Source organism: Aureimonas psammosilenae (assembly GCF_009176975.1).
In the GTDB taxonomy this organism is placed as follows: Bacteria; Pseudomonadota; Alphaproteobacteria; order Rhizobiales; family Rhizobiaceae; genus Plantimonas; species Plantimonas psammosilenae.
Map to the genome: position 1 here is coordinate 29,957 of NZ_WEZG01000019.1, position 17,416 is coordinate 47,372.

The following is a 17,416-nucleotide window of genomic DNA, read 5'->3' on the forward strand; positions in this document are numbered from 1 at the left end:
GCTCAGAACCGCTCGTTCGTGTCGAGCCCGTAGCGGGCGCGGTACTCGGCCTCGAAGTTCTCGCGAATGCGGTTGAGGCGCTCGACCTCCTGCGTGCCCTTGCTCGCGGCGGCCGCGAACTGGCGCACCCAGTTGCCGGCTTCCTGCGAATATTCGTAGACGGTCAGGTCGTGCTCGCGCAGAACGTCCTGCGGATCGAGACCCGCCGCCGTCGCCACGTTCAGATGGGCCTGGACGCGGGCATAGTCCTCAAAGGTCGCGAGCTTGGCCTGGATTTCCGGCCCGTCGTCGCGGCCCTTGAAGCGCCCGACCGCGGGGTTGGCGAAGACCTCGCCATAGCGCGCGAAGACGGGGCCGGCCGGATCCCCCGTCGAGAGCGCCTTCATGAAGGCCGCGTTGGTCTCGTTCCACCGCGCCTCGTCGAGACCGAGCACGGCCAGAATGTCGGGCAGCGCCTCGTTGTTCGAGAGCCGCGCGTTCGCCGCCGCCCATTCCTCGAAACTTACGCCGTTGACCGGCGCGGGCATGTCGTCGGCTGCGGCGAGCGAGGCGAAGAGCGCGAGCGCTGCGACTGAGAGAAAGCGGAGAAGATGGCGAGGCATCAGGTCGGGGTTCCCTTGGTGGCTTGCAGGCGCGCGCGGACCGCGTCCGTCGGCAGGCCGAGAAGAAGGTCGAAGACGGGCGGCTTGGCGAACATCTCCGCCGGATCGTGGCCGACGGCGGGCACGGCGATCGCCTCGTCCGGCTCGAGCCGCCGGTTTTTCATGTCGAGAAGATGGTTCGCCAGTCGGGCGACGGGTCCCGCGCCTTGCGCTGCGGCCTCGCAGCCGTCGCCGGGGAGGGGAGGGGTGTCGAGCGTTCCCACCAGCGCCACCACGTCGCGCCGCGCATAGCGCTCGGCGAAGAAGCGGATCGGCTTGTCCTGTTCCCGCAGGGTCTGCGGCGCCTCGCGCGGGCCGAAGGGCCAGTCGTTGTAGCGCTCGCACCGAGTGGCGGGCGGCACGGCGGAGCCGCCATCTGCGGTCGGGCGCTCGGCGCCGAAGCGCAGGAAGGACGACGCCCCGCCCACCGCGAAGCGCACGCGGATGCCGCGCGCCTCCAGCCTGTCGGCGGCCTCGCTCACGAGGGCGAGGCGCTGCACGAAGTCGGCGCCTTCCGCAAAGCCAGCCACCGTCACCTGGCGCAGGTCTGGGAAGTGCCGGGGATCGGCGAGGCGCTCCAGCACGCTGTCGGCGACGTGGTAGGACAGGATATGCGTCGGGCCGGTCGCGGTCGCCCCATCGATCCAGCTCCCGCCGGTCCAGCGGGCGACGAGGATGTCGTCGATGCTGTCCGGGTCGATGTCGCTCTCGTCCAGGAACTGAGGAGCGGCGACGAAGACCTGATCGGCCAGCCCGCGCTCGGCGGCAAGGTCCGTCAAGGTTCGCAGCCAGTCCGGCGCGTCGTCCACCCCGTCGTGGATCGCGACGATCGCGGTCGCGACGCCTGGATGCGGTTCCTCGAAGGGGCGGCTCAGGCTGATCGGCGAGGACGCGCTACGCTTGTCGCTCTGCACCTCGAACAGGGTCGGCGCCCGCTCCCGGTCGGCGGCGGAAGCCGGCCATGAGACGGCGAGAAGCGCGGCGAGACAGCTGATGGTGCGCGCGGGCCGGGTCATGCGGAGGCTCCGATCTCGTCGAGGGCGCGGCACCAGAGCGCCGCTTCGCAAAAGGCCGCACGGGCGGCGGCCTCGTCGCCCGCCCCCGCATTCAGCCAGGCCGACAGGCGTGCGGCGAGCTCGCGATAGCCCTCGGTCCCGAGCCGCGCGGCGAGAGGCGACCCGAGCGCGGCGGCCTGCGCCTCGCGCGCCCGCGCGCCGGCATGGAGCGCACCCGCCAGAAGAGCCGCCGCTTCGTCCACGACACCGCCGGCGGACGCAGGGCCTCCAGGCGACGGCGACGCCTCGCCGCCCTGCGGCGGGTCGTCGATGTCGGGCACGACGAAGCGGTCCGCGACCAGCGACCAGGGATCGCAGACAAGGGCGCCCGCCTCGACGCGGACCGGACCCGTCACGCTGCGAAGCGGTCCCCAGTGCCCGTCCAGCGCGGCCGCCAGAACCGTCGCGGCGTTCGGCGCGCCGCTGTCGAAGGGGCGCTCCAGGTGCAGAATGCCGCCCCCGTCCGGCAGCCGGACCGCCGCGTACCAGCTCTGCGATCCGGCGGACCAGCTCTGACCCAGAACCTCGCCTACGGGAAAGACGTGAGTGTCGGCGACCCGGCGGCGCGCGCGCAGGAACAGGAAGGGCCGCGCTGCGAGCGCCTCCACCACTGCGTCGACGCGGGTCACGGCCAGCGCGGGCGGCAGGGTCGCTTCGGGCCCACGCGGAACGAGCTGCGTTTGGCCGCCCGAGCCCCGGCCGAGCCGCAGGAGGCCGTCGGCGCGGCGGTGCGCAACGCTGGTGAGGATCTGCCCTCGCGCCGTGCCGACGAGCGGAAGAGCCGGCGCCAGGAGCCGCCCCGCGAGATTGGCGGCGAGGAGGCCCCGGTCGCCGGGACGGGGCGACAAAAGGCGTTCCAGAAGCACGGTCGCGCCCGTGTCGCTGTCGGCCAGGAGCACGCCCGCCCGGATCGCCGCGCCCTCGCCGCGCAGCCGGGCGCCGAGCGAGACGAGGCGGGAGCGCGTCATCGCGGTCTCGAAGGGCTCGCCGCATCCGAGCGCCTCGGGCATATCGATGGCGTGGGTGCGGGCATGAAGATCCACGATCAGCATCAGCACCTCGCGCTCGTCATGCCGGGCGCTTCGCCGCTCGTAGCTCGCCACCTGCTCTGCCAGCGCTTCCAGCGCGAGCAGGATCTGCGAGGCGCCGAGCCGCCTTGCCTCGGCCTCCGCCAGCGCCAGCGCACCCGCATGGGCGGCCGATCCGGCGACGACGCCGGCCCGCAGCAGCCCCTGCACCACCGCGTCGCAGGCGCCGCGCAGCGCGTCCACCGATGGCGCCGCCGCAGTGGCTGGCGCCCCGCCGACCGCCGCCTCCCCCGCGCCGCCGCTCGCACGGAAGGCGCGGATCGCCAGGGCGACATGCGCGCAGCCCTCCTCCTGCGCGCAGTCGCAGCGGGCGTAAGCGATCTCGTCGGGCACGAGAAAGCGCACGCTCGCCATGGGCAGATGAGCGGCGGGGGGCCGCCCGCGGTCGAGCCGCACGGTCTGGCGCGCGGCGAGGAGGCGGTGCAGATCGGCCCGGGCGGCGGGCCCGAGCGCCGCCTCGAAGCTTTCGAGGTCGAGGTCGGCCGGATCCCACGTTTCCGCGGCGTTCGCCGCCCGGCTTGCCGCATTCGCCGCGCGATAGGTGACGGCCAGCATGATGCGGTGGCGGCAGACGCCCGAGGACGGGCATGTGCAGGTCGCCCCATCGAGCAAGGCGCCGGGGGGCAGTCGCGTCAGCGTCCCGTCCGCGAACCGCGCCTCGATCGTGCCGTCCGCCGTCTCGGCAAGGGTCGGGACGGTGCCGGCCTCCAGCTCGCGCAAGGACCGCTTGAGAAGACCCGCATTGCCGATCTGCGCCAGCCCGTCGTCGGTCAGTTCCAGAAGGTCGCGACGCGCCATCAGCGGCGGAGGACGCCCGCGAGCCATCCGGCAAGCTCGCCCGGCGTCATCGCGCCGATCTCGGCGCCGGCCGCCACCAGCTGGCGCGCCATATCGCGGTCGAAGTCGGGCTCGGCGTCCCGGTCCAGCGCCGCGAGCCCCAGAACCCTGGTGCGCTGGGCGGTGAGTTCGGCGACGCGGTTCACGAGCAGCGCCGGGCTGCCACCCTCGTAGAAGTCGGAGATCAGCACCACCACGGCGTTCTCTGGGCTCTCCACCAGATCGGCGGCATAGCCGACGGCGCGCGCGATGTCGGTGCCCCCGCCGAGCTGCACCTTCATCAGGAGTTCGCACGGGTCGTCCACCTCGTCGGTCAAGTCGACGATCTGCGTGTCGAAGGCGACGAGATGCGTCTTCACGTTGGGAAGCGCCCAAAGGCAGGCGGCGGTGACGGCGGAATGGATCACCGAGTCCAGCATCGAGCCGCTCTGGTCGACCAGCAGGATGACCTGCCAGCGCGTCCGGTGGCGCTGGGCACGGGCGAAGAAGTGGAGGCGCTCCACCGTGAGGCGCCGGGTGTCCGGATCGTAGTGCCGCAGGTTGCTCGCGATCACGCGGCGCATGTCGAGTGCGCTTCCCGACGCGTTGCGGCTCGCGCGGCGCCGGTCGAGGACGCCCGAGAAGGCGAGCTGCATGTCGCGCGCGAGCGCGTCCATCAGGCGGCGCACCACCTCCTGCACCAGCCGGCGCGCGAGCACGAGGATGTCGGGCGACATAAGGTGCTTGGTGCGCAGGACGGCCTTCAGCAGCGTCTCGTTCGGCTCGGCGCGGGCGAGCACGTCGGCGTTGGTCACCATGTCGTCGATCGCGTAGCGCTCGATGGCGTCGCGCTCCAGCCGCTCGATCGTTTCCTTCGGAAAGAGCTGGTGGATGGCGCCGATCCATTCCGGCGTGGTCAGGGTGGACGCGCCGCGCCCGCCCTGCCGACCGATGTTGCGCTCGCCATCCTCGTCGTCGCGCCCGTAGAGCCAGTCGAGCGCCGTGTCCATCGTGCCGGCCACGCCGGACATGTCGCAACCGACTGCGCGGCAGCTGTCGTCGGCCGCGGCTCCGAGGATCAGCCGCCAGCGCGTCGCCTCGTCGAGATGCGGCGCCCTCAAAGCCCGCCGCCCTCTGCCAGATGCGTCAGCCCGCGCAGGAGCTCGCTGGCCGCCACGGGGTCGAGCTGCCCGAAGGGCGTCCCGCTTCCCGCCTGGGCATAGACGTTGCCGAGCGACAGGACGCCAAGCGTCTGCTGCTTGTCCTCGAACTCGGCCGCGCCCGCGAAAAGGCCCTGCTCGAAGGTGAAGGAGGCGATGCGCGAGCCGCCAGCCGCCAGCCGCACCGACCGCTCGATCCACCAGATGCAGCCGCCATCCTGTGGCGCGCCGAGCCGCCAGCCCCGCGCCGGCATCCCGCGCACGCGGCCCGTGTCGACCTTGATGCCCGCGAAGCGGCGAAGCTCGGTGGCGTCCCGCTCGGCTTGCGTCAGCGCGAAGGTCTCGCGTCCGAGCTGCGCGAAGGGCTGTGCGATCTCGTAGTCGCCGAACAGCGTGCCGAACCCGTCGAGGCCTGCGGGCGGAAGGTGGAGCGGATGGACGAGGCCGATTCGCCCGGCGGCCTCCTCGCTCGTGTCCAACTCCACCGGATCGTCGGCGGCGTCCGTGAGGGTCAGATCGTCGGCGACGCGAAACAGGAGGCTCGGCGCGCAGAGCGGCGCGTCGTCGGGATAAAGGCCCCAGACGAGGCGTTGCGCAAGGTGCCGGATCAAAGGATGGCCGGCGAAGAAGCGCCCGAACACGGCCGGCGACACGCGCCGCGAGGAGGCCAGCATCTCCTCCAGCCGCGCGATCTGGAGGCTGGCGATGGCGCGCGCGTCCTTCTTCAGCGCGCTCCAGCGCTTGGTCGCCGCGCCGGCCAGCTCGGCGTCGTCGCCCCGGTTGGGCTTCGGCAGCTCCTTCAGGCGCTGGCCGGTCGCGTCCTTCACCCAAGGCTTCAGGAACTCGTCGAAGCCGACGCGGAATCGACGCGGTCCGAAGTCGATGTCGAGGCCGCCGCGCTCGTCGAGGTCGAGGTCGGGCGCGAGGCGGTCGGCAAGCTCTTCCGGTGTCAGGTCGCGCGCCTCGGCGAGGCTTGCGATCTTCTCGCGCGCCTTGTCCTGCAGACCCTTGAAGGGCAGCTTCTCGGCGATGCCGTTGAGGTTCATCAGTGCGACATCGGAGCCGATCTCGGCCAGCACGTCGAGCCCGGCGACGGCGCGGGCATGGGCGGCCTCGCCGGGCCAGCGGCGGATCAGGCGCGTGAGTTGGCGCGCCGTCTCGTCGTCGCCGATCTGACCGAGCGCCCGAAGCGCCCAGTTATCCTTGCCCGGCGCCCCTTCCGCCAGCCAGGCCGAGAAGAGGTCCCAGCCGAAGGCCGCCAGGCTCTCGCGCGTCGTGGCGTCGCGCACGAGGGCGATGCCGGGATAAGCAGGGTCCGGCGCGGAGAAGGAAAGCATCTCGGCCAGCGCGCGGATCGCCTCGTCGGACAGGGCCCCGCCGCCCCCGCGCAGCTGCGGGCGCGCGAGGCGGGCGGGATCGAACCAGGCCGGCAGCTTCGGGACGCGGGCGGGAAACTGGTCGAGCCCGTCGCGCTCCAGCATCTCGGCGAGCGCCGCCGGCACGCCGGGCTCAGCCCCCGCATAGGCTGCCGCGATCCGCTCGATCGTCTCGCGCCCGTCCCCGCGATCTGCCGCGAACCAGCGAAGCGCCGTCTCGGCGGCCTCGCGCGCGGGGCCGGGCGCGCCCAGCGCGTCGGGGATCAAACGGGCGATCGCCGTTTCCCGATGGCGACGGAGCCACGCCATGGCTGGCACGCGGGCCTTCTTCAGCTTGGCCAGCGCGCGGGCGGCGCCTGGCGCGATGCCCGCTGCATCGACGTCGCCGACGCCTTCCAGAACGGTGATCGGGCTGGCGTCCAGTTGCCGGACGAGGCCCGGCAGGGCGCGCTCGCCGAAACGCTCCATCATATGGTCGAAGATCGGGGTCCAGTAGTAGGTGGAGCCCATCGGCCCGCCGAGGCTCCAAAGCGTGAGGGCAAGCGGTTCGGGCTGCCGCTCGATCCCGTTGAGAAGCTTCATCCAGCCCAGCCGGTTCAGCGCATAGGCGCGCGCGCGGTGGATCTCGGTCAGACGATGGGCGAGGTAGCCGCAGACCGCCTCCCAGTCGTCGCCGGCCTGCGGCAGGGGAAGCGAGCGTTCCGGAATCTTGTACCAACTGTCCAGAGGCTCGGCCTCGATGGTGGCGATCAGAGCCACGAGTTCGTCGGGCGTCGCCATGATCCGGGCATCGTGGAGGCGCCAGCCCTGATCGTCCGGCTTCGCACCGCTGCGCTCCCAGCGAAAGGGCGTCTCGATCGGTTGGAGCGTCAACGGCTCGGCGGCGGTTCGCTTCACGGCCTTGCGGCGCCAGGGCGGATCGCGCAGGACGGCGGGCAGAGCCTCGGACGGCGCGATCGCGACGTCGCGGGATGCCAGGAAGCGGTCGAGCCAAGCGAGAGAACGACTGTCTCCCTCCGCCCAGGCGCGCAGCGACGCGGTCGAATGGCGGCGCAGCATCTCCCCGACGCGTGCTTTGAGAACAGGGTCGGTGCGCCCGCTCGCGAGGCTCGCCAGATACTGCCGCGCCGTGCGGCCGGGGGCGGCCTCCTCCGCCGCGTCGAGAGCGGCGCGGATTTCCTTCTGATGGACGATGGGGAGAAGGAGCCCGACCGCTTCCGGCTCGCCGGTCGCCAGCATCAGCCCTGCGACCCGCGCGGGATCGGGGCCGTAGCCGAGCGGTTGAAGCCAGCCGAGGGATTGAAGCGGCGACTGCCCGGCCTGTTTCGCGGCGGCGATCGCGGATGCCACGATCTGGGGGAAGTCGATGCTCATGTGGTAGAAGGAGATCGGCTGGGCGCTCTTGCGTCGCCAGGGCGCAGCGCCTTCCGGCGGCGCTTCCACGATGAGTGGCATCGCCCAAACCGCGTCCATCGGACTTTCTCCGTCCGCCGCCATGCCTTGGAGAACGGCGAGCGGCTGGAGGTCGTGCGCCGCATGGCTCTCGTCCGCCAGCATGAAGCTCAAGGACGCGCGCCCTCGCCAGTCCAGCCTGGGGCTTGCCGCGACCAGACGTTCACGCGCCGTCTCGTAGTCCTCGCCGGGCACCGTCGATAGGATGTGACGCATGGCGAGATCCACGGGATCGTTCCAGGACGTGTCGCCGTACCGGCGATCCGCGCCACCGGTCGCGGCGAAGCGGACTACGGTCTCGGCGAGGAACCCCATCCCCTGGCGCTCGAGGACCCATTGCAGGAACTCGAACGTGGCAAGGTCGCGTGCCTTCCAGTGCGCCTGCGTTCCGTCGGCCCGATCGATGGTCAGCTCGTAGTTCTCCAGGTAGACGGCCCAGTCGCGCAGCCAGCTCTCGGCCTGGTCGAGGGTGGGCGTTCCCACCGGCTCCGTCATATCCCCCTGCAAGGACGAAGCCGCGATCCGATCCATCTCCTTCTGCCGGGCGATCTCGTCGGCCTGCCTGTATTGCCGATAGGTTTCGCGGCTTTCGCTGTCGGCCTGCCAATCCGTCGCGACAACCGCGACGGCCTTGGCCAACTCGGTCCAGTGATTCTCGTTCGTCACGAAGCGGGTCGGGCGCGAGCGGCTCGGCAAGGCTAAAGGGACCATGGCGTCGAGTTCGGGCGAGCCTTCAGGTTCGGCGGGGATCGGCGCGGCGGATGCCTGAAGCTCGGTGGGCGCAGCGGGTATCCCCGCCGTCAAGAGTGACGCTTCGGGCTCCAGCGCCCGCGCCGGCTTCGGCGCGGGCGCTTCGATGGTTCCGGCCGCCGCATAGCCCTTGCCCGTCTTCTCCTTGATGAGCTTGGCTCGCTCCTTCTCGGCCGCTTCCGCGCTCGGGAAAGTCTTGTCCTTGGACTGGCCCTCGGTCCCGATGCGGCCGTAGCGGACTGTGAGCGTTTCGCCCTCCACCGCGACGGCCCAGAACTTGGCGGAGCTGCCTTCCACGAGTTCGTAGCGTTCCACGGCTGTTTCTCCTCTACGGTCGTTCGGTTCGCATGAGCCCGGCGTGGGCGAGCCGCCGCGCGGCTTCCGCTTCCAGCGCGTGCGCCTGCGCCTGCGCGGCGGGGGCGATGCGCTGGCGCATCCAGCCCGTCGCCTCGATCGCGGCCGCAGCCGCGCTCAGGCCCTGCGCCTCCAAGACGGCGCGGGCCAGGCGCTCGCGCTCGCGCGGGGGAAACCACGCGAAGGCCTGCCGCATGGCCGGCAGCGCCACGAGATAGTCCTCGTCGCTCCACTCGGCGACATGGGCGGCCACCGCTTGGAGCAGCGACCGGTGATGCGCCAGTTCCTCGCGTGCCAGTGCGAACAGGCCGGCGAGATAGTCGCCAAGAGCGCCGGCGCGCGCGAAGCCGCCGAGCCGCCGCACGGCGTCCTCCATCCCGCCCGCGCCGCAGGCGACAAGCGTGCCGAGAGCGGCGCCCGCCAGCGCCGGCGGGCCATCGCGGCCCGCCGCCAAGCGCGCCACGATGGCAAGGTAGCCGGCGCGTTCGAGCGCGAGATCGGGGGCATCGCGCAGCATGTCGCGGGCAGCGATCAGCGCGGGGATCGCCCGCATCCCCTCCTCGCCGTTGCGGATCGTGTCGGCGAGCCAAGCGGTGCGGGCGAACACCGCCTCGCAGATCCGCCCGAGCCCGTCGCGTGCACCCGCGCCGAACACCGTGCCGAAGCGGTAGAGCGCGAGCGCCTGCGTCCCGGCCGCGCCGACCGCGGCGACGTCGTGCGAGGCGGCGACACCGCGCGCGATGCGCTCCGCCAGCGTGCCGCCGGGCTCCAGAAGGCCGGCAAACAACGCGTCCGTCAGGCAGGTCGAAAGCCGGGTGAGATCGTCGCCCGCCACCTCCACCCGTTCGGCCAGACACCCCTCGGCCGCCATCGGCAGCGTTCCGCCCCAGCGCGAGGCTTCGATCAGGGCGCCTTGCGCGTCTGGATGGGGCGAGAAGCGGAAGGTCTCGCGCGGGGGGCGCGGCTCGGCCGCCGCCGGTCCCTCCAGGCGCTCCACGCCCGGCAGCGCGAGAAGGCGCAAGGCATGGAGGAGCCGGGCGCGCTCGCGGTCGGTAGGCTCGCTCCAGTCGAGCGCGATGCGCGGCAGGCGGCGCGCGGGGTCGAGCCCGGCCTCCGCAAGACGGGTCTCGACATCGGCCACGAGCGGGGGCTGGCGCGTGCCCGGCGCAAGCGCCCCGCGCCGCTCGCCGGCGAGCGCCCGGAGCATGGCGGCGATGGCGGGATGGGTTCCCGCTGCAAGCGCGCCGGTCTGCGTCCAGGCGGGCGCGTGGTCGAGCCCGTCCTTCACCAGCGTCGCGAGCGCGGCGTCGAGAAGATCGGCGCGCAGGATCTCGGCGTGCGAGCGCGCGTCGGCGAGCGCCCGCGCATGGGCGGCCCACGCGATGCGGTCGGCGGTGGAGACCACCTGTCCCGCCTCGCGCAACGCATGCGTGATCGCCCCCATCGCCCAGTCGGCGGCTACCCCGAGACCGTGCGCGCCGACCGCCTCGTAATAGCTCGGCGAAGGCATGCCGGCGCTGTAGCCGGTGAAGCGGTCGAGCCGCACGTAATCGTAGGGCACGAGGTAGCTGCCGGTTCGCACGCCCGCATCGGGCGGGGCGAGCACCGGCTCCTCGCCCGTGGCCTCCTCGACGTAGCGCCGGATCGCCTCGGCGTGCCAGCCGCCGCAAACCAGCACGACCGGCCGCCCTTCGGCCTCGCTGAGGGCGAAGGCGGCATGGGCGGCCATGAAGCGCTCGCGCGCTTCTTCCGCCCCGTCGTCGGCGCCCTCGGGGCGCAAAAGGTCGAAGTAGCGCGTGAGGCGAGCGGCCAGCTCGCTCGGCGGCGCGGCCTCGGCGAGCGCGTCCCAGAGCGCGTCGAGGCCGTCCTCGCCGAGCCGCTCGCCCAGAAGCGCTTCCGCCCGCGCCGCGCGCGCCGTGTGCGGATCGGCGAAGCGGTTCACCCGGTCGCCGAACCCCGGATGCGAGGACGGCAGGTCGCAGAAGCGCGCGCTCGCGCCGACTTCGCGCGCTGCCAGGAGCGCCACCCATTCCGGAGAGGTCGCGCAGAAAGGGGAATAGGAGGCGCGCGACCCGCGGCTCGTGGCATGGAACGAGAAGATCGCGACCGGCGGCGCGTGGTCGAGCGCCAAGTCGCCCATATGCGGATTGAAGTCCGCCGGCCCTTCGATCAGCACGGTGGCGGGCTTGAGCCCGAGGATCGCGTCCCGCACCATCGCCGCGCAGGCCGGCGAGTGGTGGCGCACGCCCAGGACCGTGAGCGCCGCCGGGGCCGGCGCGCCCGCCTCAGACGAGGAGATGGCGGGCCGCATGCAGCGCCTTCCACGCTTCGCCCGAGCGCTTGGCGACGCGGTTCTCCAGGTAGCGACGCAGCTTGGCGAGATCCTCGGCATTGTCTTTGGCGGCGGTGCCGACGAGGCATTCCACGATGTCCTCGGGCGTTCCCGCGTCGCCGCGCAGGAAGTGGCCGCGCACGCCCACCGCATGGGCGACGCTGACGGCCTCGGCCGTGCTCATCACCGCCGACAGGCGCTCAAGGCCGTCGTCCGACGCGCCGCCGGCGCCCCGAAGGTCGCGAAAGCAGGTGACCAGCACCTCGATCACGTCGTCGGCGGGCGCGCGCGGCACGCCGGAGCGGGCGAGAAGGCGCGCCGCCTCGCGCTTCACCAGCGCCATCTCGGCGTCGGCGTCGCGGATCGGAAACACGGTCTCGAAGTTGAAGCGGCGCTTGAGAGCGGCCGACATCTCGTTGACGCCCCGGTCGCGCGTGTTGGCGGTGGCGATGACGTTGAAGCCGTCGCGCGCGAATATCATGCCATCGGGACCAGCCAGTTCGGGCACCGCCATCACCCGGTCGGACAGGACCGACAGGAGACAGTCCTGCACCTCCAGGGGACAGCGCGTGATCTCCTCGAAGCGCACGATGCGCCCTTCCCGCATGCCGACATGAAGGGGCGCGGGAACGAGCGCGCGCGGCGAGGGTCCCTCGGCCACGAGCAGCGCGTAGTTCCAGCCGTACTTGATCTGATCCTCGGTGAGCGAGGCGCCGCCCTGGATGGTGAGCGTGGACGATCCGCCGACCGCGGCCGCGAGCAGCTCCGACAGCAGGCTCTTGGCCGTGCCCGGCTCGCCGATCAGGAGGAGCGCGCGCGAGGTGACGAGCGTTACCAAGGCACGCTCCACCAACGAGGGCGAGCAGACGAGCTTGGGCGCGCGTCCCGGTTCGCCCAGGATGAACCGCTTGGCGGCAGGCAGCGACAGGGCCCAGCCGGGCGGACGGGGACTCCGGTCGTTGGCCCGCAGCGCGGCCAGCTCGGCGGCGTGGGCGATCTCGGCGGGCGGGCGCTGCAGCGCGGGATCCGCGGTCTCGGCGGTCATGCGGCTGATCGACTCCTTTGTGGGGTGGGCGATCCGGACGACGTGCCGCAACGGGATACAGGCAGCAAACGAGACGGGTCAACCTCTGCGCGGAGGGGAGAAGTCCTGGTCGCCCTCATCCGGTGACGAGGTTGAAGGTTCGCGTGGCCGGAGCGATGCGCACCGCGCGGCCCCAGTCGAAGGCGAGGAAGTCTCCCTCGATGCCGTCGGCGAAGATCACGCCGCCCTCGTTCATGCGCGAGGTCACGAGAAGCGGCGCGGCCTCCAGCTTGCCGGCGCGCAGGGTCGTGGCGGTGGTGCGGCTCGCAAAGGGCTCGCGCACCCAGAAGGCGACGGCCCGCTCCTCGGCCCCGAGCGGGATCGCCAGATGCGTCGCCTCCGAGATCGAACGCGCCCAGCCGGTGGCGCCCGTGCCGCTGGCCACGATCAGCCCGCTCGACGACTGGTTCTCGGCCGCTCCGCCGGTCTCGATGCGGTAGCGCGCCGACTGGTGGCTGCCATGACCGACGAAGATCTCGTTGAGCGCGGTGAGCCGCCGCCCGTCGTCGAGAACGGCCTCCACCATGGTGCGGCGCTCCATCGGCGCCGCGCCGTTCGCGATCGCCGGCAGGAGGGGCCCGAGCCGCTCCACGGCCGCGCGCGCGAGGACGCCGTCGTAGAGGTCGGGTGCGGGGTTCACCCCGACCACCGGCTGGTTCTCGAGGTACTTCGCGACGTTGGCGACCAGCCCGTCCTGCCCCACCGCCACCACGACGTCGTCGCCGTCGAAGCGGAAGCGGTCGAGGTCGGCGCGCCGGATCGAGACCTGGCGCCAGTCGGCGGGCACGGCGGCCCGGGCCTGGGCGAGCACGAGGTGGAAGCGCGCGTGCCGCGCCTCCACCGCCTCGATCCGCTCGTCGCGCCCGTCCAGAAAGAAGCGGGCCTGGCCGCGCGTCGCGTGGCGCGCGATCAGGAGCTCGTAGTCGGTTTCGCGGGTGACGAAGACCGCGCGGGGTGTGAGCGTCCCGGCGCTCACCGCTCCAGGCTCCCGATCCGGGGCGGCGGCGCCTTTCGGAACTCGGCCATCACGGCGGCCAGGAGGTCGGGCGTGACATTCAGATGCTCGATCGTGTCGAGCTTGCCCGCCAGCTCGCGCGCGGCAAGGCCCAGAAGCACGGCGGGGGGCAAGTCGCGATAGGCCGAGATGCGCTGCCGCTCGGCCTCGGCCCTTGCGCCCTCCACGACGCGGATGCGCCCGGCCTCGGCTTCCGCCTCCACCTGATGGGCTTCGGCGAGGCCCGCCGCGCGGCTGCGGGCGTTCTCGCCCTCTTCCGTGATCAGGAGCTTCTCGCGCCGCGCCAGCTCGGTCTTGGTCGCCAGCTCGTTCTGCGCGATCGCCCGCTCCTTCTCGACCGCCAGCGCGCGGCGCTCGAAGGTCGCCTCGTCGGCCTTCCCCTGGAGCGCCTCGAAGGTCGGCGTCTGGAGCGCGCGCTCCAGCTCGGCCGAGGGCGCGAGGTTGGTGAGGCGCACGGACACGACGGCAACCCCGATGGCAGCCAGCGCCGGGTCGCCGGCAAGCGCGCTCTCCAGCGCGCCGCGCAGGGCATCGGGCCCCGCGTCGAGCAGGGCGCGTACGGGCGCCCGCGCCAGTTCCTGCAGCACGGCCTGGTTGGCGATGCCGCTGATGCGCGCCTCGATCTGCTCCACCGGTTCGCCCTGCGGCTTGCCGGAGGCGAGGTCGATCGAGAAGTCGATGCGGCCGGCGAGCAGCGCGGGGTCCACCACATGCCAGCCCACCGTGCCCTGCACGCTCAGGGTCTGGAAGTCCTGCGAGCGGCCGCGCACGAACAGCGTCATCTCGCGGTCGTCCATGGGCAGCTCGGCGATGCTGGCGGTCTCGGGGTCGAACCAGAAGACGAGCCCGCGCCCGCTTCGGCGCACGCGCCCTTTGCGGAAGTGGATCACATGGCGGCTCGCTTCGCTGCGAAGCTGCCGAAGGACGCCGAAGCGGCGGATCGTGGCCATGGGTCTAGTCTCCTTTGCTGGCCGGGTCGAAGCGGAAGAGTTCGGCGGGGCGGAACGAGGTGCCCGCTTCGCGGGTGCCGGTCGGCCTGATCCAGCCCTTGTCCAGCATGCGCCGGCGAAAGGCCGGCTTGTTGAGGGCACGGCCGCTGATCGCCTCGTGCACGTCCTGCAACTGGCGCAGCGTGAACTCGGCGGGCAGGAAGGCGAAGCCGACCGGCGAATAGTCGAGCTTGCCGCGCAGGCGCAGCACCGCGCCGGCGAGGATCGCGGCATGGTCGAAGGCGAGCGGCAGCGCCTCTCCCCGGGCGACGGCGGAGACGGGTCCGCCCTGCTCGCCCGCCCAGGGCACCTCGAGCGTGGCCGGCAGGAGCGCGGGATTGCCCAGAAGCGCCTCGCCGAAGGCGCGCTCGTTCAGGAGCGCGAGATAGGCAACGCTGACGATGCGCATGCGCGGGTCGCGCTCCGGCGCACCGAACGTATAGAGCTGCTCCAGATGGGCGCTCTCGATCCGCGCCTTATCCCGCAGGACGCGCCCCGCAGCCTCGTCCAGCCCCTCCCGCTCGGCGACGAAGCCGCCCGGCAGCGCCCATCGGTCCTGGAAGGGATGCGCGTCGCGGCGCAGGAGGAGCACCGTCGGCCGCCCTTCGCGCAGACCCATCAGAACGATGTCCACAGTGAGCGCGAGGGGGGCGAACTCGCTTGGGTCGTAACGGGATAGGAAGTCGTCCTCGGTCACGCGATCAACTCTTATATCCAATCTGCGTCTTAGTTATGCGCGATATGGATATATGTCAACCGGGTGCTAGTCGGGATAGGGTAGATGTTTGCCGTCGCCGCGCTGTGACCCATTTCCCATCAATCGAAAGAGACTCGCGCGGAGGTCGCATGCGCGCACAGGCAGGAAGCGATCCGGGAGCCGCGCGACGCGCCGATCCCGCGCCGCAAGGGGACGCGCCGGACGGGCTGGTGGTGTTCGACGGCCTGTGTGGCTTCTGCTCGGCGGGCGTGCGCGCGGTGCTGCGCGCGGACCGAGGCGGCGCGATCCGCTTCACGCCGCTTCAATCGCCCTATGGGCGCGCGCTCGCCCGCCGCTACGGGATCGACGCGGAAGACCCCTCCACCTTCCTCTTCTTCGACCGGGGACGGCCGCTCGAGCAGAGCGAGGCGGCGATCGCGCTCGCCCGACGGCTGCCCCGGCCCTGGCGCTGGCTCAGCGTCGCCGCCGTCCTGCCCCGCCGCCCGCGCGACGCGGTCTACGGCTTCGTCGCCCGCAACCGATACCGGATCGCCGGTCGCAGCGAGGCCTGCATGGTGCCCTCACTGGGCGAGCGCGCGCGGTTCGTAGAAGAGGTGCCATCCTCGCCGGGCTCGTCCAGCGTGAAGCGGCCGGAATAGCGGAACAGCTCGCCGAGGATCGGGTGGCGAAGGTTCATGCTCATGGTGAAGTGGTCCGCGCCGTCCGGTCGCTCCTCGACATAGGCCTCGCCATCCACATCGACGCCGCAGCGTTCGATCGCGCCGGACTTCAGCGCGAGCGCCGCGCGGAACCGTGCCGGGGCGAAATGAAGTCTAGACCACATGAAGTCTGGCGCGAAACCCGCCCGGCGGATCGAAAGGCGCGGGGCGGGCATCGCGTCGAACCCATCGGCGTCGTCCCCGCTGCGGCCCGGCGCGTTACGCGTCACGGCAGCGCGATTGCGGAAGCTCGAACGCTGCGGCCGGCTGCGCTCGAGCGTCTCCAACCCGCGCATGGAGGCGAAGGACGGCAGCCCTCTCCAAAGGACGGATCCATCCTCCGTTGCCTGCGCTCCGCCCGGTGCCTCCGCCATGTACGCTCTCCATCCTCGCGCCGCGCCTTGCCTCCCATCAAAGGCGGTGCCCCGCGTCTCGCAATCGCCGGCATTCGCGTCCCGTTCCCGCAGCCTTGAGACGAGGTTCGCGTGCGGATGCCGTGCGAGCGCTCAACATTCCCGTCGTCGGCATCGCTTGTCCCGGTCGCCGAGCGCGTCGCGGTCGCGTTACGCGGCCGGACGGCTCCAGCCGGACGGCCACCGGTCGAAGTCGCGGGCCAGCCAGATCGTTTCGCCTTCCAGCACGAACAGGACGTAGCGCTCGGGGTCGGGCCAGCCGTGCCAGTCGCGTTCCATGACGATCCAGCGGCGGCTTTCCCAATCGGCGAGTGCCACGACGGCGTCGGCGAAACGCCCCATCGTCGGATGCGCGCGGATCCGGCGGTCATCCTCGGCGCTCGGCGCGCGCCAGGGAAGGGCGAGGCGCCGCGCCTCGCGGAAGCGCCGCGCCCATCGAAGATCGTCGGCAAGGCTCTGCCCGAGCCCATCCTCGCCGAGCCGTTCCTCTTCCTTCCGCAGGCCGCTTCGGCGCAGGAAAAGGCTGGCTCCCGCGAGGAAGACGGTCAGTCCGAACTCGCCGAGCGAGGAAGCGAGGAACCCGGCCGGCCGCAGGAAAAGGCCTGCACCGGCGGCCGCGCAGGCGAGAGCCAAGACAAAGGCCCGGACCTTCGCCTCGCGCGCGATGAAGCCCGTCCAGCCGCCGATCCAGCAGGCCACCGGCAGAACCAGGAGCCACAGGGCTAGCGCGCTTCGGTTTCCCTCACGCGGCCAGCCGTCGGCAAGCGTGAAGGCGAGGCTGATCGTGCCCATGAGCGCCGTCACCGCGGCAAGGATCGCGGCCCAGCCGGAATAACGGCGCCGGCGCGCCCAGCCTTCGGTCCGGTCGACATCCACAGGTCAGGATGCCTTCGTCGCGGCGCGAGCGCCCGCCGGTCGCCCGCTGCGCCCCACGTGAGCCGCCCGATCCGGAGGCGGCCGGATCGAAAGGCCCGCGCGCCCGTCCAAACCGGTCCGAGGACGAGCGCTGGCGTTCGTGTCCGCCTTCGCATCGCAGAGCAGGCGATCGACCCCCGTCATTTCGCTTCCGCGATGCCTTCCGCCGTACCGAGGTCGATCGGAACGCTGTTGGTTCGCGCTCGTCCGAACCACATTCTCGCGGCATGGAGCGAAAAGCACAGCCCGCCGGGCGTCGTGCTGGCTGGGGGTGAAGCGCGACCGATGATCCACCGTTTGCGCCAGACCGTCGTCGAACAGGACGCGATAACGCCAGCGTCCGCCCGAGATCCTGCCGAGACTTGAGACCCAGCCCCGATCGATAAGATATGCGGCGGACTGGTCGATCACTGGTCTGCCCCCTGAAAAGTGGTCCTCGCTGAAGTAGGCTTTTGAGCCGATGGAGGATGCCCAGATGGGACAGAAGAAGCACAGGCCTGAAGAGATCGTCGCCAAGCTTCGGCAGGTGGACGTGCTGTTGTCGCAAGGCCGCCCGGTGG

12 protein-coding genes are annotated in these 17,416 nt (G+C 71.8%); 1 reads left to right on the forward strand and 11 read right to left on the reverse strand.

Going from position 1 to position 17,416, the window contains the following annotated elements; translation table 11 throughout:
* Positions 1 to 2: 2 nt before the first annotated feature.
* From F9929_RS22265 to F9929_RS22310, 10 genes are all read right to left on the reverse strand, one after another.
* Positions 3 to 602, reverse strand: coding sequence for a hypothetical protein (locus F9929_RS22265; protein ID WP_152048755.1), 600 nt, complete (start codon positions 600 to 602; stop codon positions 3 to 5).
* Positions 602 to 1,657 (reverse strand): hypothetical protein, encoded by a 1,056-nt coding sequence (locus F9929_RS22270; protein WP_152048756.1) that lies wholly within the window; start codon positions 1,655 to 1,657, stop codon positions 602 to 604. Before F9929_RS22270 ends, F9929_RS22265 begins: the two co-directional genes overlap by 1 nt.
* The gene (locus tag F9929_RS22275; RefSeq protein ID WP_152048757.1) at positions 1,654 to 3,582 is read right to left on the reverse strand and encodes an SWIM zinc finger family protein; all 1,929 of its coding nucleotides are present in this window, start codon (positions 3,580 to 3,582) and stop codon (positions 1,654 to 1,656) included. The genes F9929_RS22270 and F9929_RS22275 overlap by 4 nt, the downstream gene beginning before the upstream one ends.
* Positions 3,582 to 4,721: a VWA domain-containing protein gene (locus tag F9929_RS22280; protein ID WP_235919518.1), complete on the reverse strand. Its 1,140-nt coding sequence runs from the start codon at positions 4,719 to 4,721 to the stop codon at positions 3,582 to 3,584. Before F9929_RS22280 ends, F9929_RS22275 begins: the two co-directional genes overlap by 1 nt.
* Positions 4,718 to 8,653: a WGR and DUF4132 domain-containing protein gene (locus F9929_RS22285; RefSeq protein ID WP_152048758.1), complete on the reverse strand. Its 3,936-nt coding sequence runs from the start codon at positions 8,651 to 8,653 to the stop codon at positions 4,718 to 4,720. The genes F9929_RS22280 and F9929_RS22285 overlap by 4 nt, the downstream gene beginning before the upstream one ends.
* Before the next feature lie 13 nt (positions 8,654 to 8,666).
* On the reverse strand, positions 8,667 to 11,003 hold the full coding sequence (locus tag F9929_RS22290; RefSeq protein ID WP_152048759.1) for a DUF5682 family protein: 2,337 nt from the start codon (positions 11,001 to 11,003) through the stop codon (positions 8,667 to 8,669).
* Positions 10,978 to 12,069, reverse strand: a complete 1,092-nt coding sequence (locus F9929_RS22295; RefSeq protein ID WP_152048760.1) for an ATP-binding protein — start codon at positions 12,067 to 12,069, stop codon at positions 10,978 to 10,980. The genes F9929_RS22290 and F9929_RS22295 overlap by 26 nt, the downstream gene beginning before the upstream one ends.
* Before the next feature lie 115 nt (positions 12,070 to 12,184).
* Complete coding sequence (locus F9929_RS22300) at positions 12,185 to 13,084, reverse strand: NAD(+)/NADH kinase (RefSeq protein ID WP_152048761.1); 900 nt, start codon at positions 13,082 to 13,084, stop codon at positions 12,185 to 12,187.
* Positions 13,081 to 14,073 carry an SPFH domain-containing protein gene (locus tag F9929_RS22305; RefSeq protein ID WP_152048762.1) on the reverse strand — a complete coding sequence of 331 codons (993 nt, stop codon included), beginning with the start codon at positions 14,071 to 14,073 and terminating at the stop codon, positions 13,081 to 13,083. The genes F9929_RS22300 and F9929_RS22305 overlap by 4 nt, the downstream gene beginning before the upstream one ends.
* 4 nt (positions 14,074 to 14,077) lie before the next feature.
* Entirely contained in the window at positions 14,078 to 14,809 is a 732-nt protein-coding gene (locus F9929_RS22310) for an NUDIX hydrolase (RefSeq protein WP_152048763.1), read from the reverse strand.
* 149 nt (positions 14,810 to 14,958) lie between these two features.
* Between F9929_RS22310 and F9929_RS24590 the strand changes: the two genes are divergently transcribed.
* Positions 14,959 to 15,468, forward strand: a complete 510-nt coding sequence (locus F9929_RS24590; RefSeq protein ID WP_152048764.1) for a thiol-disulfide oxidoreductase DCC family protein — start codon at positions 14,959 to 14,961, stop codon at positions 15,466 to 15,468.
* Positions 15,469 to 16,091: 623 nt separating this feature from the next.
* Here the strand turns inward: F9929_RS24590 and F9929_RS24595 are convergent.
* A complete protein-coding gene (locus F9929_RS24595; RefSeq protein WP_235919520.1) occupies positions 16,092 to 16,817 on the reverse strand; it encodes a hypothetical protein in 726 nt (241 codons plus the stop codon).
* Between the last annotated feature and the right edge of the window lie 599 nt (positions 16,818 to 17,416).

Excerpts from the sequence above, each read along its gene's own strand:
- F9929_RS22265 (WP_152048755.1), bottom strand. The coding sequence starts at position 602 with ATGCCTCGCCATCTTCTCCGCTTTCTCTCAGTCGCAGCGCTCGCGCTC.
- F9929_RS22270 (WP_152048756.1), bottom strand. The coding sequence starts at position 1,657 with ATGACCCGGCCCGCGCGCACCATCAGCTGTCTCGCCGCGCTTCTCGCC.
- F9929_RS22275 (WP_152048757.1), bottom strand. The coding sequence starts at position 3,582 with ATGGCGCGTCGCGACCTTCTGGAACTGACCGACGACGGGCTGGCGCAG.
- F9929_RS22290 (WP_152048759.1), bottom strand. The coding sequence starts at position 11,003 with ATGCGGCCCGCCATCTCCTCGTCTGAGGCGGGCGCGCCGGCCCCGGCG.
- F9929_RS22295 (WP_152048760.1), bottom strand. The coding sequence starts at position 12,069 with ATGACCGCCGAGACCGCGGATCCCGCGCTGCAGCGCCCGCCCGCCGAG.
- F9929_RS22305 (WP_152048762.1), bottom strand. The coding sequence starts at position 14,073 with ATGGCCACGATCCGCCGCTTCGGCGTCCTTCGGCAGCTTCGCAGCGAA.
- F9929_RS24590 (WP_152048764.1), top strand. The coding sequence starts at position 14,959 with ATGCGCGCACAGGCAGGAAGCGATCCGGGAGCCGCGCGACGCGCCGAT.